At 33.3% G+C, this 20,892-nt stretch carries 16 protein-coding genes and 2 pseudogenes; 8 read left to right on the top strand and 10 right to left on the bottom strand.

Annotated features, from left to right (window positions below; translation table 11 throughout):
• Positions 1-6: 6 nt before the first annotated feature.
• From NSS97_RS12485 to NSS97_RS12475, 3 genes are all read right to left on the bottom strand, one after another.
• Positions 7-876 carry a sigma-70 family RNA polymerase sigma factor gene (locus NSS97_RS12485; protein ID WP_044444106.1) on the bottom strand — a complete coding sequence of 290 codons (870 nt, stop codon included), beginning with the start codon at positions 874-876 and terminating at the stop codon, positions 7-9.
• Positions 854-2,164, bottom strand: coding sequence for an FAD-dependent oxidoreductase (locus NSS97_RS12480; protein ID WP_107887534.1), 1,311 nt, complete (start codon positions 2,162-2,164; stop codon positions 854-856). Before NSS97_RS12480 ends, NSS97_RS12485 begins: the two co-directional genes overlap by 23 nt.
• A gap of 224 nt (positions 2,165-2,388) precedes the next feature.
• Positions 2,389-3,921, bottom strand: coding sequence for an SMI1/KNR4 family protein (locus tag NSS97_RS12475; protein ID WP_107887533.1), 1,533 nt, complete (start codon positions 3,919-3,921; stop codon positions 2,389-2,391).
• Positions 3,922-4,167: 246 nt separating this feature from the next.
• On the opposite strand from NSS97_RS12475, the gene NSS97_RS12470 reads away from it, so the two are divergent.
• Complete coding sequence (locus NSS97_RS12470) at positions 4,168-4,800, top strand: cupin domain-containing protein (RefSeq protein ID WP_002127373.1); 633 nt, start codon at positions 4,168-4,170, stop codon at positions 4,798-4,800.
• Between the two features lie 373 nt (positions 4,801-5,173).
• Here NSS97_RS12470 and NSS97_RS12465 read toward each other — a convergent pair.
• Positions 5,174-6,440 (bottom strand): annotated as a pseudogene (locus tag NSS97_RS12465) (exosporium glycoprotein BclB-related protein).
• Between the two features lie 489 nt (positions 6,441-6,929).
• On the opposite strand from NSS97_RS12465, the gene NSS97_RS12460 reads away from it, so the two are divergent.
• Entirely contained in the window at positions 6,930-7,220 is a 291-nt protein-coding gene (locus NSS97_RS12460) for a DUF4183 domain-containing protein (protein WP_107887531.1), read from the top strand.
• A 62-nt stretch (positions 7,221-7,282) separates the two neighbouring features.
• Here the strand turns inward: NSS97_RS12460 and NSS97_RS12455 are convergent, their stop codons facing one another.
• A complete protein-coding gene (locus NSS97_RS12455) occupies positions 7,283-8,320 on the bottom strand; it encodes a DUF4183 domain-containing protein (RefSeq protein ID WP_341112699.1) in 1,038 nt (345 codons plus the stop codon).
• 345 nt (positions 8,321-8,665) lie between these two features.
• On the opposite strand from NSS97_RS12455, the pseudogene NSS97_RS12450 reads away from it, so the two are divergent.
• Positions 8,666-9,090: pseudogene (locus NSS97_RS12450) on the top strand (BclA C-terminal domain-containing protein).
• Positions 9,091-9,413: 323 nt separating this feature from the next.
• On the opposite strand, the gene NSS97_RS12445 reads toward NSS97_RS12450, so the two are convergent.
• On the bottom strand, positions 9,414-9,971 hold the full coding sequence (locus NSS97_RS12445; protein ID WP_044438287.1) for a helix-turn-helix domain-containing protein: 558 nt from the start codon (positions 9,969-9,971) through the stop codon (positions 9,414-9,416).
• A gap of 113 nt (positions 9,972-10,084) precedes the next feature.
• Between NSS97_RS12445 and NSS97_RS12440 the strand changes: the two genes are divergently transcribed.
• From NSS97_RS12440 to NSS97_RS12430, 3 genes are all read left to right on the top strand, one after another.
• Positions 10,085-10,669, top strand: a complete 585-nt coding sequence (locus tag NSS97_RS12440) for a LysE family translocator (protein ID WP_341112696.1) — start codon at positions 10,085-10,087, stop codon at positions 10,667-10,669.
• A gap of 142 nt (positions 10,670-10,811) precedes the next feature.
• On the top strand, positions 10,812-11,624 hold the full coding sequence (locus NSS97_RS12435; protein WP_002127363.1) for a glycosyltransferase family 2 protein: 813 nt from the start codon (positions 10,812-10,814) through the stop codon (positions 11,622-11,624).
• Positions 11,625-11,806: 182 nt separating this feature from the next.
• Positions 11,807-12,667, top strand: coding sequence for an exosporium protein D (locus NSS97_RS12430; RefSeq protein WP_107887529.1), 861 nt, complete (start codon positions 11,807-11,809; stop codon positions 12,665-12,667).
• 662 nt (positions 12,668-13,329) lie between these two features.
• Here the strand turns inward: NSS97_RS12430 and NSS97_RS12425 are convergent.
• Positions 13,330-13,860 (bottom strand): hypothetical protein, encoded by a 531-nt coding sequence (locus NSS97_RS12425; protein ID WP_044438282.1) that lies wholly within the window; start codon positions 13,858-13,860, stop codon positions 13,330-13,332.
• A 272-nt stretch (positions 13,861-14,132) separates the two neighbouring features.
• The gene (locus tag NSS97_RS12420; protein WP_107887528.1) at positions 14,133-15,158 is read right to left on the bottom strand and encodes a YheC/YheD family protein; all 1,026 of its coding nucleotides are present in this window, start codon (positions 15,156-15,158) and stop codon (positions 14,133-14,135) included.
• Between the two features lie 194 nt (positions 15,159-15,352).
• Between NSS97_RS12420 and NSS97_RS12415 the strand changes: the two genes are divergently transcribed.
• Both NSS97_RS12415 and NSS97_RS12410 read left to right on the top strand, forming a co-directional pair.
• Positions 15,353-16,573, top strand: coding sequence for an ATP-grasp domain-containing protein (locus tag NSS97_RS12415; protein WP_107887527.1), 1,221 nt, complete (start codon positions 15,353-15,355; stop codon positions 16,571-16,573).
• A 262-nt stretch (positions 16,574-16,835) separates the two neighbouring features.
• Positions 16,836-17,138, top strand: coding sequence for a tyrosine-type recombinase/integrase (locus NSS97_RS12410; protein WP_440162322.1), 303 nt, complete (start codon positions 16,836-16,838; stop codon positions 17,136-17,138).
• Between the two features lie 50 nt (positions 17,139-17,188).
• On the opposite strand, the gene NSS97_RS12405 is transcribed toward NSS97_RS12410, so the two are convergent.
• Together NSS97_RS12405 and NSS97_RS12400 are read right to left on the bottom strand one after the other, a co-directional pair.
• Entirely contained in the window at positions 17,189-18,985 is a 1,797-nt protein-coding gene (locus NSS97_RS12405) for an ABC transporter ATP-binding protein (protein ID WP_044441686.1), read from the bottom strand.
• A complete protein-coding gene (locus tag NSS97_RS12400) occupies positions 18,978-20,732 on the bottom strand; it encodes an ABC transporter transmembrane domain-containing protein (protein ID WP_107887525.1) in 1,755 nt (584 codons plus the stop codon). The genes NSS97_RS12405 and NSS97_RS12400 overlap by 8 nt, the downstream gene beginning before the upstream one ends.
• Positions 20,733-20,892: the final 160 nt, after the last annotated feature.

Raw genomic sequence — 20,892 nt, 5'->3', positions numbered from 1 at the left:
CTTTTTTTATACTGTTACATTTAAGTGCATAAGTTTTTCAGGATTAACCATCATATAAATGTTTGAAATTTTCTCATCCTCAAATATGAATGAAAGTACATACGTCACTTTATTATTTATTGTAACTATAACGCCTGGTGCACCATTTACTATTTTGAAATCAACACTATACTTTTCTGGCAATCGTTTTGCAATTCCAAAGAACAAACGTATAATTTTATCTGCAGAATAAATCGGATTAATTGCAGTTGTAACTTTACCACCACCATCTGCTTTAAATATCGCATCTGTTTTTAATACCTCTAACATGCCTTGCGTATCCCCACGCTGTAATGATGATACAAACTTTTCCACATAGGCAGCCATTTTCTTCGTACTTAATGTTGATTGCTTCGGCTTATCTAAAATACTTTTTCGTGCGCGTTGAAAGATCTTCCGGCAATTCACACTACTTTTATCAACAATTGAAGCTATTTCCTCGTAGTCATAACTGAAAACCTCTCTTAATATGAAAACAACCCTTTCTACCTCAGACAATTGTTGTAAAAGTAATAAATATGCCGTAGAAATTGATTCTTTCATTACAAATGACTCTGATGGATCATCTATCTCTTCCACAAATGGCTCTGGCAACCACATTCCGACATATACGTTACGTTTATGTGCTGCCGAACGTAATTTGTCAATTGAGCGATTTGTTACCATTTTACATAAATAGGCTCTCATATTTTCTATAGATTGAACGTCCTCCATATTATTAAACGATATAAATACGTCATGGACGATATCTTCAGCATCCATAACACTCCCAAGGATTCTATATGCTAATGAAAATAATAATGGTTGATACGCTTCATATAATTGCTCCGTTTCCATGATGAACTGCCTCACTTTCTAATTGCTTTAAAATGTGTAACGCTGCACGTTTCCCGCTTGCTACCGCAGCATCAGCTAATATTTCATCATGCCCAGCCCAATCTCCTGCAACGTAAACACCTGGCATTTCAGGTATATTAGGGCCTGGTTTTTCAACACGGTCAATATGAGGAAAATCATGTACTACCGTAATTTTCGGTAAATATTGCTGTGCAACAGCTTCTCCTTTCCAATTCGGATGTAACAATTCCATCATATTTTCTAACTGTTCTTTCTCTTCTTGAATATGATTCAGTTCTAGTACAGGGTTATGGTATTTAATTAGACTCACTACAATTGATCCATCTTCACTTAATTTAGCTGCTCTCGATTGATTCGTGAAAAATATAGGTTGATCTAATCCCAATGCAAAATGATGCAAAGGATTCGGTAATTGTTTTAAACCAATATCTAACGCTGCCACGGTCACTTGTATAGATTGTTCACTCCATTTTTGCAAACTTGTTCCTTCTGTACCTTTTATAATTTTACATGCCTCTTTCGGTGGAGTTGTTACAATAACTGCCCCTGCTTCAAATACTTCATCGTCAAAACAATGTATTCTGTGTTTTCCTTCACAATTCTCTATTTTTAAAACATGCTTTTTAGCCAGAAATTGTACACCACTAGTATTCGCTATCCCTCTTAAATTTGTTATTATCGTCTCCCAACCACCATCTACATAAAGTACTCCTTCTTTCATAGAAAGCTGTATTTGCTTTAGTACGGAAGATGCTAATTGTATTGTAGGAGCATACGTATATGTTGTTGTTCGACATAATGCATAAAATATATTTCGAACCATTGGATCTTTAATTTCATTTTCTGCCCATGTAGTTAGGCTTATTTTCGGAACTTTTTCTACATCTAAGTTTCCTAAATGAATCATAAGACGAGCGAACTGTACTTTTGCAGACCATGAAAGTAACGGTGTTGATAAAATAGAGCGAAAATCTGTTGGAATGGTATAAATATCCCCTTTCCATATTCCATGTGCTTTTGTAGATGGGATTCCACCTGGAAGATTTACTCCTAGCTCATTAAAAGTTATAAACGCTTCTCCACCTCTATATAAAGCATGTGCACCAAGATTCATACAAATGCCGTTTTTATTTATAGTCATCCCTCGACCACCGAAGTTACTGGACTTTTCTAATACAATAACTTTCCTTCCAGCTTTCGCTAAATATATAGATGCTGTTAATCCAGCAAGCCCACCACCAACAATTGCTACATCAAAATTTTTCATAATAAAATCCCTCCTTATCGTTCTACATACAAGACGAACGAATTAGGAGGGATGTGACATTCAGTTACACATAATTTATTTCTCCTAACCACTCCATTGCAGAATCAACTGTCAAACAGTGGCTTAAAACTAATTTATATTCCAGAAAGTGTTGGTGAACATTTTCAAAATAGTAACAGTGACAACTTCTACAAACAATCTTGTTTACATAATAATATTATTTTCTAATCACTTAAATGCTGGTACCAAACTTCACTTTCTTCTTCACTCATTTCTCCTATTATTTTTGAAAAATCTATTTTTCTATCAAATGAGTCTTTTAACATATGAAATTGTTCAAACGAGCCTGTAAATGTTTCTAATGACTTAGAACAACAAACCATTTCAATATTTTCAATTGTTGCTCCATCTAATTCTAATTCCTTTAGTCCTCTCATTCTACCTAATGCCGATCCATCCTTTACCTTTGTATCTTTCAACTTTATATTTTGAATTGACGTATTATGTTGAAAGCAATTTAAATTATCAATGGTACTATTTTCAAATTCAATTGTTATTAAGTCATTTAAATTTTGTAAAACAAGTAAATCCAATCCACTAACATTCTCTAAACCTAAAATATACAAATGCTTTAAAGTATCTACTTTTGAAATTGCATAAAGCTGCTCGCGATTTGAAATATGTACAGTAAGCGATTCTAACTTTTGAAACTGCGATAGTAACGAAAAATCTTGAATATTAGTCTGTGAAAAATCTAATTTTTTTAATGATGATATTTCTACAAGTGCCGATAGATTATTTATCCTCGTATTCTTTATATTCATTTCTTGTAAGTGCTGTAAATGTATGATTGGCGTTAAATCTTGCACCGGATTATTAACTAAATATAACTTCTTTAAAGAATTCATTCGTTCTAATCCTGTTAAATCTTTAATTTCATTTCCAGATAAAATTAGTTCCCTTACTTCCGTACATATATGTAATGGACTAATATCTACTAATCCCTTTCCACCTAAATATAGTCTCTTCTCTCTAATAAATTTATCCGCACGTTCAGAAGAACCCACAATGTTTTTCCATTCTCCATCTAAACTATCGTACCAATCTTTAACATTATTTTCAGACTGAAATATAAATTGAGGATGTAAAACAGGTAATTCAATATTAAATAATGCGTCTAAAAAATGTATATTGTTGTTAGCACCATAACTCCAATATAAATAGTCTTCCTCTTGGTGAATGGTGAAATTTTTATCTTTTAGCGTTTGTAAAATAAATAGTAAAAAATCTGAAATTCTATTTGCCATTACATATTTTACTTCTTCATCTCGTCCAAAATTAATAACTTGTCCCATTTCCCCCTTTTCATCCGGATCAACATCTATTCCTATATTGTTACCGCCATAATCCTTACTAATAGGTATCCATTTGTAATTCACATATGTTTCCTTAATACATTTTACTGGTATTGAAAATGCATCAAAATTTAAAAACTCCTCTTCTTCAATTCTTTTCCATACTCTCCACTCATTCAAAACTTCATCTAAAGAGAGAAATGGCAAACCAAAAAACAATCCTGGTCCCGATTTAACTTCACCGTTATGCGTGAGATAAAGCATACGTAATTCATCTGGAAACGAAATTCCCATTTCGCTTTCGACATATTGAATTTCTTCTATTGTTGCAGGTGCATTCAAAAATGGTTTAAAGTGATTTTTCAATTCAACTTCTAACTCTTTTATAATTAGATTATTCATTTCCCACACTCCCTTTTTATTAACTAATAAAAAAGCTCCTTTAATTACATTAATTGTAATTAAAGGAGCTTTTTCTCGCAACCAAACTTATTTTATACTATTTCATCGAAATTCAATCATACTGCATATGTACTTGCAACTTTATTATTTAACGAACTAAAACCATCCTCACTTTCACATTTCAATAACTAGACTCATACCCTAATTTCAGATTGCATTAAAACATAGGAAAGGCGGGTAATACAATTGACTTCTAATATCGACTACACTTCCCCCTCAACCAATTTCACCCATGATTTAAATAAAAGTAATTTTTTTAAGAAAGATGCCAAAAATTATATAAACGTACTTGGCATTAAACAATTAAACACATTAGAAAACACTTCTTTATTAGATATATATTTAAGTACAGGTAATGTTGTAGAACCACATATCCATCAAAATGCAGCTGAACTCGTTTACTGTATTTCAGGATCTGCTGTTGTTTCTTTACTTAATCCATTTACGAATCAAATATTAAACTTACCGATAAAGCCAGGGCAAGTTGCCAACATTCCACAAGCGTGGTGGCATTATGAAATTGCTTCAGCAGATAATACTCATTTATTAGCTATATTCGATGCCCCAACCCCAGAAGTTATTTTTGGTTCTGATATTTTAAGATTAACTCCCGCTAATATGATGGCTCATACTTATTGCCTCAATGAACAACAATGGAAACAAGCAGTATCCCCAATTCAATCAACTACGGTAATTGGTCCCCCGGCGAACTGTAATCAAAACCGCGACATGATGAATCAGTCAACTCAGCCCCCTACTCAACAACAAAATCTATATTACCAAGATTCTTATTACTTCCCTCTTTACTGGGGGTATTAATTAGTATCATTTTAATAGAACCACCATTTATCTCCTCGGAAAATATCGAGGAGATTTTTTATCGTAACAATTAATAGAGTACATACATATAATATTTATATATTTAATTGGAGGTGATAGTACTATGAGTAATTATAACTATCGAAAAAACTACTCTAATAATAAAAATAGTAGCTCTTCAGCGTCCTCTCAATCTTCGAATTCTCAATCTTCCAGTTCCCAATCGGAAAGAGATTTAGCTCAACAAGGCTACGTAAAGAAAAAAGGATGTAATTGTAATAAAAATAAATAAGATCTTTTTTAGCTATACAAAAAGGAATACTCTTAAAAAGAGTATTCCTTTTTTCAATGCTCACCATTTAAGACGCGATGCTTAGACGAATGTTATCCCTGCACTTGCGAATCCTGTAATAGCAGTAGCTATATCAAAACCTGGTGTAGTTGATGAAACAACAAGTAATATCTTATCTTGTGGAGCAACCGCAATTGCTTGTGCGCTAATATCACTCGAAGTAGCACCGATAGCAATAAGACCACTGAATGCTGGTGTTAATAGTAACGGTGTACCTACTGGCGTGAAAGTATTACTTGCTGCTGGTGCGCTGTACAACTGCATTTGAATTTGTATGCTTCCTAATGCTAAAGCAACCGCTACAGTTACACTAAAGAATCCTGCTAACGAAGTAATTGTACCTGCGCGAGGAGCTACAAATGCGAAATCAAATACTGGAGGTACAGGACCTATAGTAATTGGGCCACCAGGTGGGACAATTACAGGGAAGAATGAACTTCCAAATCCAAGAAGTGCTCCTGTGTTTGCTAATCCACCTAAAACAGTTGCTAACGTTACTGGTCCACCTGATGCAAACGGAATAACAGCTCCGCCACCAGTTGCACCTGTTGCTCCTGTCGCTCCTGTTGCTCCTGTTGCTCCTGTTGCTCCTGTTGCTCCTGTTGCTCCTGTTGCTCCTGTTGCTCCTGTTGCTCCTGTTGCTCCTGTTGCTCCTGTTGCTCCTGTTGCTCCGCCTCCTGTTGCTCCTGTTGCTCCTGTTGCTCCTGTCGCCTGTCGCTCCTGTTGCTCCTGTTGCTCCTGTTGCTCCTGTCGCTCCGCCTCCTGTTGCTCCTGTTGGACCTGTTGGACCTGTTGGACCTGTTGGACCTGTCGCCCCTGGAGTAGCATTGATTAATTGAATTAATAAATTAAAAAGAAGTTGTAAAGTTGCAGAATCAACATTTGAGTTGCAGGATATAGGGATAAGATCTAAAGCGAAGAAGAATTGTGCAAGGGCGCTATAAAATTGTTGCAATAATGTTGACAATTGTCCTAAATTAGGTGCTGGAGATTGTAATAAAACTATAATACTTTGAGTTAATTGTTTCAAAAAATTAACTTCTGGAGAAGGTAATAAGGAATTTAAGAAAATTAAAAATTGATTAAATAAATCGAGTAACACTAATCTGTTTGCATTACTTGGATTTGCAAAAAATGCTGAAATAGCTGATACTAATGAGTTTAGTAAAGTAATTAATTGACTTAATTGTTCCCTAGTAATAGGAACTGACTGTGGATTTTTACAACAATCTGCTGAAAAAACAATCGAATTGCAGTCATTATGATTAAAACAATCATTATGTTTCATTTATTTCCTCCTTACTTTTCTTATAGTTGAGTGTTTTCCTATTCTAAGTACTATAAAAGATGCGCTTGAAAAAAGTAGTTAAGTTATATGTTTCTCTTAAAATAGGAAACATGAATTATAATCAAACTTGAAAACGTAATTTAATTATGTTCATGACTCACATATTAATTATATGTTTTTAATAATTGAGTGCTTAGATTAAACACCTAAACTTAAGAGTTTATTTTATTTTTCCACGTTTATCTCCCAAATTCAATTGCCTATCAATTTAATTATCCATAGTAATCACTAAAACAATCAATAACATATGTTCCACTTATAATGACATCACTTTTTCCATACTAGAATAATTAGTATTTTACCTATACAAAAATTGTGTTGAAACTATAATCAGGATGCCGTTTCTAATTTAGAAAACTCTCATATTATATAGTGGACAAGTTATTCTAAACTTCGTTCCAATAAATTTAGAATAGGAGTGAGAATTAAATGCCTATCATTCAACCATTTATGGCATCTAGAAGATTCACCTCTACACTAGGAGCTGGAACAGGCACAGGTGCTGCTTTTGCGATTGCTGCCACAGCTTGTTTAAACGATGCGGGTACTACTGCAACTGCCTTCCCAACTTTTACGTATTACAATCTCTATATAAACGGTATTCTTCAGCCTAGTGTAAACTCCAGTGTTACTACTGGTCCTACTGGTGCTATTACAATTCCTGGCGGAGATGCATTAGACGGTGGAATTCCAATTACAATTGAATTTATCGTCACTTAATTTTAACTAACCAAATTTAGAACAAAAAGGGCAGATTTCTCTTTATAGGAAATCTGTCCTTTTTAATTGATAATAATAAATTGTAGGATAATTGAAGATCCTTGTGAGGGTGGTTCAGCATCTAATAAAGTTAACTGACCAGCTGTAACTTCATAAAAAGGTTGTGGTTGAAGAATTCCATTTATAAATAGATTAATATAAGAAACTTCACTTGGTGATAAGATTTGTGTTGTACCGTATTGTGCTATACCATCTGCATTAGTATATATAAGTTTTTTCCCATCTGAAAAAGTAAAATATAATAGGTTTGTTGTTGGGATTGTTCCCGGTATTCCCGTTGGGCCGGTTATTCCTGTTGCTCCTGTTGCCCCTGTTTCTCCTGTTACTCCCGTTACCCCCGTTATTCCTGTTACTCCTGTTACTCCTGTTATTCCTGTTTCTCCGGTTGCCCCTGTTTCTCCGGTTGCTCCGGTTGCTCCTGTTACTCCGGTTGCTCCTGTTACTCCCGTTACTCCCGTTATTCCTGTTACTCCTGTTATTCCTGTTTCTCCGGTTGCTCCTGTTTCTCCCGTTACTCCCGTTATTCCTGTTACTCCTGTTATTCCTGTTTCTCCGGTTGCCCCTGTTTCTCCTGTTATTCCTGTTACTCCGGTTTCTCCTGTTACTCCTGTTACTCCTGTTTCTCCGGTTGCCCCTGTTTCTCCGGTTGCTCCGGTTGCTCCTGTTACTCCGGTTGCTCCTGTTTCTCCGGTTGCTCCGGTTGCTCCTGTTTCTCCGGTTGCTCCTGTTTCTCCGGTTGCTCCGGTTGCTCCTGTTTCTCCGGTTGCTCCTGTTTCTCCTGTTTCTCCGGTTGCTCCGGTTGCTCCGGTTGCTCCTGTTTCTCCGGTTGCTCCTGTTTCTCCGGTTGCTCCGGTTGCTCCTGTTTCTCCGGTTTCTCCTGTCGCTCCGGTTGCTCCGGTTGCTCCGGTTGCTCCGGTTGCTCCGGTTGCTCCGGTTGCTCCGGTTGGAAAATTAATAGACGGAAGAGGTGGAAATGTAGGACCAATATTTTTAGAATCCATAACTTCCTTAGACATTGGTAATTTGTCATATCGATTCAAATTTGCACCTTCCTTCTATAGTATTTATTAAATGTTAGATGTTCCGAAATGTTAAAAGGATTATCTAAAAAAATACTATTAATCTCTCGATTAAAATCTTTGTACAAAATCAATTTTAATGTAACTTACTAAAAATGAATGTATTTTAAACAGCATGCCGTTATTATAAAAAATATTATTAATAGAATATATGAAAAGTATCTCCTTTATCATAAAAATGAGGTGATTTTAATTAAAAATAAAGATAGAGAAAATCCCCAAAATAATGACGTACAATTATCTATAATTTCACTTGAAATTATCCTTCCTTATAGACTAACTGGTCCTACTGGTAGTACTGGACCCATGAGTAATACCGGCATAAACGTTACAACAAATTCTATGTTTGCAAATAATACAGTGGGTGGAACAGTTTCAGTTGTACTAGGCGGTACTAACATACCACTCTCAAACAATCAAAGCCTTGATAGCTTTGCAGTCAATAGTGCGAATGATTTATTTACAGTCCCTGTAACGGGACGTTATTATCTTTCTTATCAAATTAATACTACAACTGCACTTCTTGCGGGTTCAAGACTAATTTTAAACGGATCTACATCACTTCTGGGCTCAATTCTATCTCCTGCCTTATCTACTTCAAGTTATAATAATAATTTAATTACAATATTAAATGCAGGTAATATCTTCAATTATCCGGTCTCTTATCAATTGTCAATTTAGTCGGTGGTGGATCAACTGGTGCCTCTCTAACAATTATACGAGTTGATTAATAAATGATTCATCTTTTCTTCTTAGCTTTAAATGCCATTCCCCTATATAGATAGTAGAAACTATCTATACTAAATATTCCGGATAAACATTATCAATTTACTCTATAAGCTATCAATGTTAAGTTATTTATGAAGACAGTTTCTCCTTTACTAATCATCTCAATATGTATTTGAGAAACATTCTCCAATCCTATACGCGAGAGAAATACTGTGTTGACACTCAAATGAGTGTCTTTTTTTGTAATTTTTCACATAATAAAAACCACCTTGTATAGATGGTTTTATAATTACTCTTCCCTTATATTTTTTATGTACATAAAAACTTATGAAGCTGGATAATAAATTGTCATACTCAACCGAGTTAACGTACTTCCTGAATTATAATAAGCGTGAGGTCTATCCGCCTTAAACCTGATTGAGTCTCCACTATTTAATCTATATTGACAATTATTTACCTCAATTGTCAGTTCACCATCAAACACAGTTATAAATTCCTCTGTTCCTTCTTTATGCGCTTCAGCATATAACTTTCCTTCTGTTTCAATTTCAACAGTATAGATTTCAAAATGTCTATCATCTTGAAAAGGAAACGAAGGATACACTTTATATCTCCCATTGTCTTCAGATAATACTTGAACATCATTTCGTAAAACAACTTTCGTATCTGGCTGTGGATTATTGATTAAAGAAGTAAAAGACACTTTCAATCCATTGGCAATTTTCCATATTGTTGTTAGGGTCGGGCTTGATTCTCCTCTTTCAATTTGTCCAATCATCGTTTTACTTACACCACTTAATTGAGAAACCTTTTCTAAGCTCAGCTTTTCTTTCTCTCGAATAGCTTTTAAATTTTTTGCAAGGATAATTTGAATTTCCTCCATAAAAAACACTCCTATATCATATACAATATAACGACCATTATGTATAATAAAAAGCACACGTTATATTGTTCTTTTCGGTCATTATAACACACGGATAAGAGGGGGTTTTTGAAATGCCAATATTTTCTTTTTTATTATTTGTCTTAGTTAGTAGCTTCACACCAGGCCCTAACAATTTTTTAGCTATGACATACGCCAAGCAATATGGATTAAAAAGAAGCATTACATTTTGCCTAGGTGTGGCTTTCGGTTTTTTTATTATCACTTCATTATGTAGTTTCTTTAATATTGTACTTATAAATATTCTGCCATTAATTGAATTCCCTTTAAAAATTTTAGGTGTAGCTTATATGCTGTATTTAGCTTTTAAAATACTCACTAGTAAAGGCAATACAGATACAAATGAAAAAAGTAATAAAAACATATTTTTAGTAGGAATTATGCTTCAATTTGTTAACCCGAAGGGAATTTTATTCGGACTGACTGTAGTATCAACTTTTATTCTCCCTTACTACCATTCATATTCTAGTTACCTATTCTTTTCATTGTTTTTAGGCATAGTCGGTTTAATGAGTACATTTAGTTGGTGTCTATTCGGGTCGATGTTTCAAAAACTTTTATTAAAACATAACCGAATATTTAACATTATTATGGCAGTTTTATTAGTGTTTAGCGCTATTTCAATTGTTATCAACTAGCTCCATAACCATCCTAATTCTTAATTTAACAGTCAATCTGAAATAAATAATTATCCTTCCACCTATCATCTTTGTTTTTTTAGTTTTAAGGTGGGAACCTTCTAACGATAAGATTCCCACCATATCATACTAAATAAGAAGTGTGTTATATAAGGAGGAGGTTTTCATTAAGACTACTTTAATTTCTCATTTTTACAATGAAGAATATTTACTTCCATGGTGGTTAATGCATCATACAAAACTATTTGATCACGGTATTCTAATTAACCGAGGATCTACTGACCGTTCAGTGGAAATATGTAAGTTATTTGCACCTCATTGGGAAATTCGCAATTCAAAAGTATTAGAATTTGATGCCTATTTAGTTGATCAAGAAGTTATGGAAATTGAAAAAGAAGTTACTGGATGGAAAATGGTATTAAATACGACAGAGTTTCTTTGTTGTTTTAATAAAGAACAATTTTTCACTTCACTTAACTCTAATGGAGGGAACATGTTTTCCATTAGAGTTATAATGATGATCGATGAACCTTCTCACGGCTATTCTAATCCAAGATACAGTATTCCACTAGTCAAACAACGTTATCACGGTATTTTAATCCAACCCAGTCCCAATCTGCTTTATCTCAACGGTAGATTAATTCACAATATTTTTCATGGTGACTACAGAGTCGGCAGACATGGCTCACATTATCCATATAGCATTTACATGCAGCCTGCTTTCGTTTTAAAATTTTTTTATAGTCCATGGAACGAGGCTATGAAAAAAAGAAAATTACAAATTGGACCCACTCTTTCTAAACATAGTGTACAGCGTGGTTTAGGTTCTCATCATTTAACAACACTTGAAAAATTAGAAAAAAACTATACGCACTATGCGACCTTAACTACTGATCTTCGGTTAATCCCAGAATACCAAACTGTATTTCCCGATCTATGCTTTCCTAACTATTAATATCGTAAAAAGGTTAGCTATACATTTCTTATATTTGGGTTAACTGAAACAAATTCTACAGAACATACATCTAAAATTCTTTCTCTTATTCTCCTAAATAGAACTTTTTTCTACCTTGTACAAACAGTTCTTATCCTCATTAAATATAATATATAGACAAATAGAAGATAGGAGATTAAAGAATGGCTGATTTTTTTTATAAACATGGTAAAAAGTACTATAAAAACTATTCATATTCTCACAATAAAAAAGAGAACTGTTTCACTAAAACGCATACGATTGCCGGTTCAAATATACCTCTAGATATTGTCGTACCAGCTAACACTTCAAAAATAGTTTTCGAAGATTCTACTAATAATCACAACAAAACATTACTTCAGTTTCATGTTCCTGGCACCTCTGCACCGATTGTAATAACTATTCGTACAAGAAATGCTCGTAGACCAATTACTGCTACAATAGCTACAGGTGAAACAAGGATTTTTCAAGTAGAAAATTTTGAAAGCCTCACTGTCACAAATAATACCAATACAAGTAGCGATATTGGTATTTTTATTCAAAAAACATTTTGCATCTGCTGCAATGAACAAAATGCTTATTATAAAGAGCATTCATATTCTATTAACGAAGATAGTAACTGTTTTGTCGAAACTCACACGATTGCTGGTTCGGGAACTACCTTAGCTGGAAATGTACCTCTCGATATTATCGTACCCCCTAATACCTCAAGAACAGTATTTGAAGATCTTACTATTAATCACAACAAAACATTACTTCAACTATCTGTTCCTAACGATTCCGGTCCCATTGAAGTAACAGTTCAAACAAGAAGTTCTAACATACCAATTAATGCAACTTTAATTCCTAATGAAACAAGGATCTTTCAAGTAGAAGATTTACAAAGCCTTACTCTCACAAATAATTCCGATACATTTGATTTTATTGATATATTTATCAATAAAACATTTTGTATTTGCTGTGATGACCAGAACAACCCTTGCGATGAATGTAACCATGAATACGACAATGATTATGATTGTTAATTTTAATGAAAAAGAAACCTTTTTATAAAGGTTTCTTTTTCATTAAAACAACTAACATCCGATAATATACGTACGTACTTACTTATCTACCGTTTCTCGTTTCTTAATAAAATAGCATTTTTGTTTATAAATTTTACACATTTAAAGTAGACAAGCATATGTTATTATATGGAGATTTCCTCCACTCATAAGATTCTTATCTTTCTAAGAGTACGTTTATAGGCGTGCTCTTTTGATTTTTTATCCAATAACGATTTTTATATCCACACGCTTCTTACTAAGCTTCATTGCTAAATAAGGTTGGATATATTTTTTCTATTTTTGAATGTATAATCCAAAACTTATTACTAGAAACTGTACAAATACTAATAGCTCTTCAAAAAAAGAAGCACATGCTTCTGTGGCAAAAGACAATTCGAGTTGACGAATTTGATTTTTCGCATCATCAAAATCAGAAGCTACAACTTTTTATTAAATACAACTTCAGCCTTATGGATCAATCGCAGTATATAAAAATCCAAATACTTCTCAACGGATAGGATTATGGACAGTATATGATCCATCAAGATATTTAATATATTCCTAATTTGGTTGGGTAAGTAATAGACCAATTAATCCATAATAAGAAAAAGAGGCTGCGAAATAATTACAGCCTCTTTTCTTTAATCGCATTTTTCTATTTGGTCGCCTTCTTCACCTGCATTTTCTGCCGAACTATCCGTTCCGCCTCCCACTGCATGTTGCTGTTTAGTATTAGAACTTTCGATGGCAGCGTTGGTTCCCGCTGCACTGTCTTCTCCACCACCACTTGCCACTTGAGTAGCACCAGCCTGTTCCTTACGGGTTTTATTAATTTGATTATTGATGATAAGTACAAATTCCGCCTCTTCATCCGAAGTTTCTTTTTTCATTTTATGTGGCTCAATCTGGTCCCCACTAATTCCCTTATTTATGGCTTCGCCTCCAGCGCCCACCGTTTCTTGCTGTCGGGTATTCGATGAATCGATTGCTGCATTACTTCCTGCTGCACTATTTTGTCCGGCTCCACTGGCAATTTGTGTTGTATTCGGTGCAAATGTAATCTGATTATTAATGACAATGACAATTTTTCGTTTATCAGCAAGATTTCCCAAATTAATTTCTTCTCCATCTTTTTTTACAAATCGAAACGTGATTTTTTCATTGCTTTCCATGTTCTCCCCCCTTTGTAGTATTAAATGACTGGAGAATGATAATGGATTGGACAAGCGTATTTTTTAAAAAAATATGTGCTCCCGCCCACAATGAAGGATGTATTACCAGGTTCCGGTATTTTCCTCGTATTAGGTACGTTGGCTTGGCGACAGTCCAGCATCCGCCCAATTTCGGAATGCATGGAGAAAAGCCTTATAGGAGATATAGAAAGAGAGATTAGTAGAAACATTGGTATATAAAGGTTTCTAGGTTTCATTATATTTTCCTTTTCTTATTTATATTTATCAGCCAAATATCTAGCATAGTGAACTAAATTTCTAGCTACATCTAATTCAAGATTAAATATATTAGGTACCCCTGGTCTCCAATTCACCTCAAATAACCACAATTTTTGATCCTTATCAATCCCTACATCAATTCCTAACTCATCAAATAGTATATCCTTATATAAAGAATTAAAATGGTTAGAAAAAGTTACTGCAAATCGTTCTAAATACCTTTTAATATTATACCAATCGTTATCAAACTCCGCTTTTAAAAAAACATCTAAATACGTACTATAACCACCCTTAGCCATATTTGATACAATACTTCCTAATGGACCTATTCTCGGGAATATAGAAGTAACAACCCACCTGCCTTCCCCATTTCTTTGAACATGCAATCGAAAATCATAAACATGACCAGATTTCATTTGACATGAAATAAACTGTTGAACTATGTAACCTTGCTCTTGAATCTTATCAGATATAAAGCTCCGTAATTGTTTTTTATTAATAGATGAAATTTGTTCTGAATCATTCATACTGTAATTCATCCCATTTTTTTCAATGAAAATAATACCACTACCTTGATGTCCAGAAATTGGTTTAATAATAAGTTTTTCATAACGATTAATCATGTCAAAAAACTTATTAACATCATTTAATTCATAAAAAGGAATAAGGTATTGCTTAAATTTTTTCTCTCTATTTATTCTGTTATATACACTTAATTTATTTCCAATTGAATGACTTGTAAAAGGAACTTTTTCATGTAGATAATCATAGATTTGCTGATTTTTATCACTAACATGAACACTTGCATTGTAAATAACATCTGGAAAAGAAAATTCTTGTTCAATCCACTTACCATTTTCATAAGTTTTACCTAAAATCTTCTTCGTTTCTATATTTACTTTTCCTAAAGTAAAATAAAAAAATTCCACACCTTCAGCTTTAGCTACAGCAGCATAAGTATATGCTTTCTTTACGTCATTCGGATCTTTCCGATGATGAAGCATACCAATTATAGTCATGTTAGTTCTTCTTCCCTTCTTTCTAAAGATTTTTTCAAAACAAATATCAAATTCATTATATATATATTCATGTTCTTCCTCATTCAACCATTTTTCGAAAAATCCAGAACAAGCTTAACCTCATTTTAATATTCTACCTATAGAAATAATAAACCTGAGATTTTATAAAATGATAAAGGTTAAGGTGACATAAAATGGATACTATCGTTTTCATTGAAACAAATAAATCTGGATCAAGTAGGGAAGCAATCAAAGCAGCTGAAAAACTTAATTTCTTTACTGTTTTATTAACTAAAAAAACAAAATTTATTAATGAACGCACTATATTCCCTGATGTACATCAGATGATTTTCACTGATATAAATGATTATGATAATATAATTACAACAATTGAAAAATTAAATAAATCAGGAAAAAACATAAAAGGGATCTTTAGTTTTATTGACCCTTTTGTTTATGTGGCTGCACGTTTATCAGAAAGATTTTGCTCAAATATTGTATCTACTAAAGCTATCCATCATATGGAAAACAAAATATTAACTCGTAATGTACTTAAAGAATTACCAATCTCACTCAACTATTTAATTTACAAACCAACAGAATCATTATCATCTTTTCTTGAAAAAACTAAAGAGATGAATTTCCCTCTTATTGTAAAATCCCCTAAATCAACAGGATCCAAAGATGTATTATTAGTAAAAAATAAAGATCAATTAATCTTATCTATACAAAGTCTTTTAAAAAAACTACCTAATGAAGAAATTCTACTTGAAGAATATATAGATGGACCTCAGTACTTAGTTGAAATTTTAGTTCAAGATGGAAAAGTCCATATTATAGCAGTAATTGAACAAGAAATTACACTTTTTGAACGTTTTATTGTTACTGGTTATTCTTTACTAGGACAGGTAGACAAAAGACTATATAATAGTCTTTTCAATGCAGTTAATTCTGTTATTCAGGCCTTTAATATGAAAAATGGAGCGTGTCATCTAGAACTCCGGAGAATAAAAGATGTTTGGAAATTAATTGAGATAAATCCCAGAATATCAGGTGGAGCAATGAATGACATAATTGAAATTGGACATGGAATCAACTTAGTGCAAGAGACTATTCAGTTAATGTTAGGAAATAAACCTTCACTAAATAAAAAACATTATAAATATGTGTACGCTCATTACCTAACAGTTAAATCTAAAGGAAAACTAATTCGAGTTACAGGGAAAAACCGTAGTTCTAAATATCCTGGTGTAGAGAAAGTTTATATAAAACCTAAAAAAGGAACTATCTTAAAACCACCTACATCAATGGGACATCGATGTGGATACGTTTTAGCTGCAGCCTATTTTAAAACAGAAGCTAAAAAAATAGCTTTAGAAGCAGCTAAAGAAATTTCATTTGAAATCCAAAAATAATAAATACGACATATATACACCAACTGATGAAAATATACTAAAAATCATATTTCTTATAATTTTAATTTCTTTACTAAATAGACGACTCCAAAATGTTTTAATTTATATATGATAAAATATATCCATCGCCGATATGTCCAAACATGTAATTTTCATAGCAGCAAAATTACAAATATACTTTTACAACATGATTCAAAAATCAATGAAGGAATGTTTTAAGTGAAAGGACATATTCGAAAAAGAGGAACAAAGCGGTGTATTATTGTCGATATCGGAGCTGATTCAGAGACAGGAAAAAGAAGACAAAAGTGGTTTTCGTGATAAATTTAAAGCCTATTTGAAAAAATCAGAATTAAAAAACATTAGATTTCATGATTTACGCCATACTCATGCAACGCTTCTTTTAAAACAAGGAGTACATCCAAAGATTGTAAGCGAACGATTGGATCATAAGGACGTTTTCATAACCTTAAATCGCTATTCACATTTTTCACCTAGTCTGCAAAAGGACGCTGTTAAAACATTCAGTGATAGACTTTTCGGATGGCAATGTTTGCAAATATAAAAAATGAGGTTTCTCTTTTCTAGAGAAACCTCACCACATCAATGTTTTTGTTAAATTTTAAACTGACTCGTATACAAATCAAAGTAAAACCCTCCATCTTCCATGAGAGTTTCATGATTTCCTCTCTCTAAAATACTTCCATCTTTTATTACAAGTATTTGATCTGCTTTTTCAATCGTTTTCAGTCGATGAGCAATTACAAAGCTCGTTCGCCCTCTCATTAAATTATTTAATCCTGCTTGAATTTGTAATTCTGTTCTCGTATCAATATTAGATGTTGCTTCATCGAGAATTAATATATCTGCATCTGCTAAAATCGCTCGTGCAATCGCAAGGAGTTGTTTTTGTCCTTGACTTAAATTCGAACCTTCTGAAGCAATTTCCGTTTCATATTGATTCGGTAGATGTTTTATAAAAGAATGTGCTGATGCTGCTTTTGCTGCTGCAACTACTTCTTCATCACTTGCATCTAAACGTCCATATCGAATATTTTCCATAATCGTTCCTGCAAATAAATACGTATCCTGTAAAACAACCCCTATTTTACTCCGCAAAGAATTAATATCATAATCCTTTATATCTTTTTCATCAATGCTAATTTGCCCTTTTTGAATGTCATAAAAGCGAGTTAACAAATTAATAATTGTTGTTTTTCCTGATCCAGTTGGACCGACTAAAGCAATTGTCTCCCCAGGATTCGCCTCGAGACTCACATCTTTTAAAATCATGTTGTCCTGTGCGTATCCAAATGAAACTTTCTCAAGCCTAACATGTCCTTGTAAATTTTGTACAAGTACTGCATCTTTTTTATTTTGAATTTCTGGTACTTCATCCATAATTTCAAAGACACGTTCTCCTCCAGCAACTGCCGCTTGAATCGTATTCATTAAAGTTGCAAATTGACTAAGTGGTCTTGAAAATTGTCGAGAATAATTAATAAAAGCTGCAATGACACCTACTGTTGTCATTCCGTTTAATACCATTACCGATCCAGTTCCAATTACAAGCCCCATTCCTAAGTTATTAATAAAGTTCATACTTGGAAAAATAAATGCTGAAAACGTTTCAGCCTTCGTTGCTGAAATTCTTAGCTGTTCGTTAATTTCATTAAAGTTATGTACGGTTTCTTTTTCTTTTCCGTATAACGTAGTTACGTCTGCGCCTGTAATAGCTTCCTCAATAAATCCATTTAATTCTCCTAAATCCTTTTGACGCTTCGCAAAGTTTTTCCCACTATAAGCAACTAGTTTTTTCGTAACGAAAAACATAATAGGTACTGTAATTAAAGTTACAATCGCTAAAATCCAATCTAATGAAAACATCGCAATTGTTACACCTATAAACGTTAACGCTGATGAAATGATTTGCACAACACTTTGTGTCAAAGCTTGATTCAAGTTATCAATATCATTTGTCACACGGCTCATTAAATCACCTTGAGAACGTACATCAAAGAATCGTAGAGAAAGTGTTTGGATTTTTTCAAAAATATCTTGTCGTATTTTTTGTATAGTCTTTAATGCAACATTAATCATTACAAATGTTTGTAACCATGTTAATAATACGGTTATCCCATATATTGCAATGAGTAGCATACACATTCTGGCTGTCCCGCTTAAATCCTTCGGTACAATGTATTCATCAATGATGACCCCCATATAATATGGCCCAAGTAAACCTAGTAATGTCGTGATAAATACAAGAATAATAACGAACATCAGAGATGCTTTTTGATACCCCATATAGTTCCATACTCGCATTATAGTTCCTTTAGTATTCTTAGTTTTTCCCGTTTTCGGATTGTTACGTCCACCTTTATTTCCAAATTGTCCTTGAAAATTACGCACGCTCTTCCCCTCCTTCTTGCTGCAGGCTACCACCTTGGGAAAGATAAATTTCCTGATACACTTCACAAGTTGCCAATAACTCCTCATGCGTACCATTTCCAACTAATTCACCGTTATTCAAAACGAGGATTTTATCAGCATCTATAATAGAAGATATTTTTGATGCAATTAAAAATGTCGTTGTGCCACTATATCTTGTCCTTAATGCTTCCTGTATTACAGCTTCTGACTTCGCATCAACTGCCGATGTAGAATCGTCTAATACAAGAATAGATGGCTTTCTCACTAGGGCTCTTGCAATAGATATACGTTGTTTTTGACCACCAGATAGATTGGTTGCACCTTGTGTTAAGTTATATTCATAAGAGTCTTCCAGCTTATTGATAAACTCAGTCGCACAAGCAGATGAAGATGCTAATTCCAATTCATCATAAGTTGCATCTTCTTTGCCATAACGTAAATTCTCTTCTATACTGCCTGAAAAAAGAAGTGCCTTTTGTGGAACGAAGCCAATGGAAGCACGAAGTTTTTGCAAATCGTATGCTTTCACATTAACATCATCTATACATATTTCACCTTGATCAACATCGTAAAGTCGTGGCAATAGTTTCGCCAATGTAGATTTACCACTTCCGGTCGATCCAATAATCCCTATTTTTTCACCTTTACGTACAGTAAATGAAATATCTTTTAAAACATATTCATTATTTTTCGTATAACTATAGCTAACATTTTTAAACTCTACATTACCACCCACTTGTTTTGGTTCATATACGTCGCCTTCAGTTGTAATATCAACTTCAGTATGTAAGACTTGTTGTACACGATCAGCTGATGGAAAAGCACGGGCAATTTGAATAAATACCATACTAATAGACATAAGTGACATTAAAATGATATTTAAATAGTTAATAAAAGCTAAAATGGCCCCTACTTGGAGTGTACCGTTAAAAACTTTCTCGCCACCAATCCATAAAGTTGCTACAATTCCACTATTTACAACTAGCATAATAATTGGCATCATCAATGAAATAATTTGTATTGCACGAATATTTATTTCAGTTAAACTTGTATTAACTTTCTCAAACTGTGCGATTTCATATTTTTGTCTTACATATGCTTTTATAACACGTACACCGGATAAATTTTCTTGTAGCTTTGTGTTTACTTTATCTAATGCTTCTTGTACTCGCTTAAATGAACCGCTCGATTGACCTGCAATCAATACAATTGCAACTAATAATACGGGTACCACAACAAGTAAAATTGGAAATAGGTCTCTCGCTGTTACAAAGACTATAATGATACTTCCAATAAATAATAACGGTCCACGGACAAGTACACGTAACGTCATCGTCATTGCCGATTGAATAGATGTAATATCATTTGTCACGATTGTTAATAATTTACCTGTTCCAAATGAATCACGATTTTTGCTAGAAAATGTTTCTATTTTCGCAAACACATCTTTTCGTATGTCTGTAGCGAAATTAATAGCTGCTTTTGTAGAGTACATCATACAGCCAAGTCCACCAATTAATCCAAGCGCCGCCGCTCCTATCATTAGAAGCCCCATTTTTATTACATAATTCAAATCCCGATTTGCAATTCCAATATCAATAATATGTTGCATAATTGTCGGTTGAATTAAGTCCATCGCAACCTCAAGTACCATAAATAGCGGTCCAATAATAGCGAAGAACATGTATGGTTTTAAATACTGTAACAACTTGCGAAATGATTTCATACATAATCTCCTTTTTTCATGAAATTACCATTGAATAATTCATATTCCTCCTTATTTAAGCGATATAGTCTGTAATTTCTTCATTAGTCCTATTATATTATGTAAATTAATATTTAACATTATTAAATGATAAGTTTTAAATCATTTTTAGTCAATAAAA

The organism is Bacillus sp. FSL R12-0074, from assembly GCF_038005725.1.
GTDB lineage: Bacteria > Bacillota > Bacilli > Bacillales > Bacillaceae_G > Bacillus_A > Bacillus_A mycoides.
This window is presented reverse-complemented; position numbering and strand designations above follow the sequence as displayed.